Source organism: Pseudoduganella sp. RAF53_2, assembly GCF_052113985.1.
Classification (GTDB): Bacteria; Pseudomonadota; Gammaproteobacteria; order Burkholderiales; family Burkholderiaceae_D; genus Rugamonas.
Genome location: NZ_JBFRDW010000622.1, coordinates 1 through 3616, shown reverse-complemented (window position 1 = coordinate 3616; position 3616 = coordinate 1). Strand labels below are relative to the sequence as shown.

Genomic DNA, 3616 nt, shown 5'->3' with positions numbered 1-3616 from the left:
AGGTTGGCTTGCGGGGCGAGTACAAACGGTTGAGCAGATTGGTGGGCAAGAGGAATACCTTGAGGGAAAGTTGGTTGAATATATTTACTTTCCGTAATGCATGCAATAAGGTATTCGTTGCATTTATGCCATATTGATTGAAATCAAAGCAAGTAAAGAAAAAGCCGCCCGAAGGCGGCTTTTCTTGTTCTAGACAGGGACGATTACATTTACTTCGCCCAGCTGTCCTTCAGTGTAACGATACGGTTAAACACGGGTTTTCCCGGCTGCGAATCGACGCGGTCGGCGACAAAGTAGCCATGGCGTTCGAACTGGTAGCGCTGCTCCGGAGTGGCGTCTTTCAGGCCTGGCTCCAGATAGGCTTTTACCTTTTCCAGCGCTTTCGGATTCAGGAATTCCTTGAAATCGCGGCCGCCCGAATCAGGCTTTTCTTCGGTGAACAGACGGTCATACAGGCGCACTTCCGCTTCCAGCGCGGCAGCCACGCTGACCCAGGTGATATTGCCTTTCACCTTGTAGTTGTCGGCGCCCGGCGTGCCGGACCTGGAGTCCTCGAAATACTTCACGCGCACGGCGGTGACCTTGCCGTTGGCATCCTYGTCGTAGCCGGTGCATTCCACCACGTAGCCGTACTTCAGGCGCACGCGGCTGCCCGGATTGCCGTCGATTGGCGGCGTGAAGCGGAAGTAGCCCTTGGTCGGCACTTCCATGAAGTCTTCTTCTTCAATCCACAGTTCGCGCGTGAACGGGAAGGTGCGGTGACCGAGTTCCGGATGGTGCGGGTGAACAGGGGAGGTGCACTCCACCGATTCGCCTTCAGGGAAATTCTCGACGATCAGTTTCAGCGGACGCAGCACGGCGATCGCGCGCGGCGCTTTCGGGTCCAGGTCTTCGCGCACGGCCCCTTCCAGCACGCCGAAGTCGATCCAGCCATCGGACTTGGTCACACCGGTGCGCTCGCACATCAGTTGAATGCCTTCCGGCGTGAAGCCGCGGCGGCGCATGCCGGCCATGGTTGGCAGGCGCGGATCGTCCCAGCCGTCCACGATGCCTTCTTCCACCATCTGGCGCAGCTTGCGCTTGGAGGTGACGATGTAGGTCAGGTTCAGGCGCGCGAATTCGTACTGCTTCGGCACCGGCTGTTCGAAGAAGCCGCCTTCCGCCAGCGTGGCCAGCAGCCAGTCGTAGAACGGGCGGTGATCCTGGAATTCCAGCGTGCAGATGGAATGCGTGATGTTTTCCAGCGCGTCCGAAATCGGGTGGGTGTAGTCGTACATCGGATAGATGCACCACTTGTCGCCCGTGCGGTGGTGATGTGCGTGGCGGATGCGGTAGATCGCCGGGTCGCGCATATTCATGTTCGGCGAGGCCATGGCGTCTTCGCTGATCTTGGCGCGCAGGACGTGCTCACCATCCTTGAACTTGCCCGCCTTCATGTCGCGGAACAGTTGCAGGTTCTCGTCCACGGAACGGTTGCGGAAGGCCGAGTTGGTGCCGGGCGTGCTGAAGTTGCCGCGGTTGGCGGACATGTCGGCCGCGCTCTGGCTGTCGACGTAGGCCTTGCCCACCTTGATCAGGTACTCGGCCATCTCGTACAGCTTGTCGAAGTAGTCCGACGCGTAGTACAGGTGGTCGCCGGCGCCTACCGGGCCTTTGTATTCCCAGTCGAAGCCCAGCCAGCGCACGCTGTCGATGATGGAGTCGACGTATTCCTGTTCTTCCTTTTCCGGATTGGTGTCGTCGAAGCGCAGGTGGCAGCGGCCGCCGAAATCGCGCGCCAGACCGAAGTTGGTGTAGATGGACTTGGCGTGGCCGACGTGCAGGTAGCCATTTGGCTCCGGCGGGAAGCGGGTGATGACGGATGGCAGGCCCGGACGGTCGTGGGCACCGGTTGTCAGGTCACTTTCAACGATATTGCGCAGAAAATTCGGCGCTGGCGCCGTTGCGGTGCTGTTTTTGTCGTTGCTCATGGAAGAAAACGGTGGAAAAAGAGTCGAATGTCCACCATTTTACCGTACGACCGGGGCGATGATGGGACGGCCGTGCCTTTATATAGGATAATTCGTCTTTGCACGTTTAAAAATCGACTCCGGAGTTTCCTTATGGAAAATTTATATAATGTGCTCGGTGTCGCGCCCAATGCCTCGGACGAGGAAATCAAGAAGGTTTACCGATCGCTGGCCATGCGTTTCCACCCGGACCGCAACCAGGAGCCCGGCGCCGACGCGCGCTTCAAGGCCATCGTGAAGGCCTACGAGGTGCTGTCCGACCCGGCCAGGCGCGAAGAGTACAACCAGAGCCTGCACCATCGCATCATTGTCGACCCCGAAGCCGAGGCTTACAGCCAGTGGCGTTCGGTCTTCAGCCTGCACGGCGTTTCCGTGCCCGCTGCGTAACAAAGGAATCAAGCAGTAATGAGCAAAGTACACCACGAGTTCGCCTACCAGGCGCGCGAGCTGGCCGGCCAGATCGAGGGCATCCTCGGCGATCCGCCCGATCAGAAGAATTACAAGAAGATGCTGGACACGCTGATGGCCGAATACGCCAGCGGCAGCGGCATCGAGGACCTGAACATGATGGCCTTCGCGCTGGTCGACGTGATCGAGTTCCATGATCCCAAGGCCGTGCTGAAGGATGCTGAAGACTTCGAATACGGCGATCCGGCCCGTGTGTTTGGCGCTGCAACGTGCCCGGACGGCACGCCGGCCAAGATGCTGGAAGCCATTGAAGAGAATTACCCGGACCTGGGTCGCCAGGCCATCATCACCGCCTTCCTGCACAAGCATCCGCGCATGTGGGATGAAGACGATACCTCCCTCGACCAGCTGGCCGAGGGCGACGAGGGTGATGACGAAGACGAGTACCGCGACGAAAGCGCGAGCGACGATTTCGCCCAGATCTTTGACCAGGGAGAGGAGTAAGCGATGTCCGATAAAAATCTGCCAGCAATCAGCAAGCAGGTCACCGAACTCGTACTGGCAGGCTCGCTGGAGCATGCCGAGAAAGCCTTTGCCGAAGCCGCCGAACAGCACGGTGACCTGGCCGTGGTGGAAGTGCTGCAGAATATTCCGCCGCATGTGACGGCGCTGCATATGTCCGGCTTCGACGGTGGCAAGCTGTCGCTGGCCACGCTGCTGGTGCCGCCGAAGCAGTGGGCGGAAAGCCTGGCCTACCTGGCCGCGACCTGGTCCGACGATATGATCGAAGACGATCCGGAGCGCATCGCCGAATCGCTGTTCGCGCACATCCACGGCGTCGTGTTCGGTACCGAAGATGAGGAGCGCCGCGTCGAATTGCTGAAGGAAGCTTCGGCCACCGACTGGGGCTGCACGGCGTTTGCCATCCTGTTCTCGATGGCGCCGCGCGATGTGCTGGAAGTGGCGGGAGAAGTGATTTCGAAGGGCGCCTATCTGACCGGCCAGACCGCAGCCGACAACGATATCGTGCCGATCGCTGTCGCGCTGGCGCAAGCCAATGAAGACGGCTGGGACCGCGCGCTGTTCGAACTGTTCCCGGAATTCCGCCACAGCGCCGATCTGGCCGACGCGGAGTTCAGCGACGACCCGGACGAAGAACCTGAACACCTGCAGCGCAGCACCAAGGAGCTGCTGTACCG

At 59.8% G+C, this 3616-nt stretch carries 4 protein-coding genes; 3 read left to right on the top strand and 1 reads right to left on the bottom strand.

The features are described from left to right. Positions 1 to 209: 209 nt before the first annotated feature. On the bottom strand, positions 210 to 1970 hold the full coding sequence (locus tag AB4Z11_RS26575) for a glutamine--tRNA ligase/YqeY domain fusion protein (protein WP_442028844.1): 1761 nt from the start codon (positions 1968 to 1970) through the stop codon (positions 210 to 212). Positions 1971 to 2102: 132 nt separating this feature from the next. Between AB4Z11_RS26575 and AB4Z11_RS26570 the strand changes: the two genes are divergently transcribed. The 3 genes from AB4Z11_RS26570 to AB4Z11_RS26560 form a co-directional block, all read left to right on the top strand. Next, complete coding sequence (locus tag AB4Z11_RS26570) at positions 2103 to 2396, top strand: DnaJ domain-containing protein (protein ID WP_442028843.1); 294 nt, start codon at positions 2103 to 2105, stop codon at positions 2394 to 2396. An 18-nt stretch (positions 2397 to 2414) separates the two neighbouring features. After that, positions 2415 to 2921, top strand: a complete 507-nt coding sequence (locus AB4Z11_RS26565; protein ID WP_442028842.1) for a hypothetical protein — start codon at positions 2415 to 2417, stop codon at positions 2919 to 2921. Between the two features lie 3 nt (positions 2922 to 2924). Then, positions 2925 to 3616, top strand: a 692-nt coding sequence (locus AB4Z11_RS26560) for a hypothetical protein (RefSeq protein WP_442028841.1), incomplete at its 3' end; no start/stop codon positions are given.

Excerpts from the sequence above, each read along its gene's own strand:
- AB4Z11_RS26570 (WP_442028843.1), top strand. The coding sequence starts at position 2,103 with ATGGAAAATTTATATAATGTGCTCGGTGTCGCGCCCAATGCCTCGGAC.
- AB4Z11_RS26565 (WP_442028842.1), top strand. The coding sequence starts at position 2,415 with ATGAGCAAAGTACACCACGAGTTCGCCTACCAGGCGCGCGAGCTGGCC.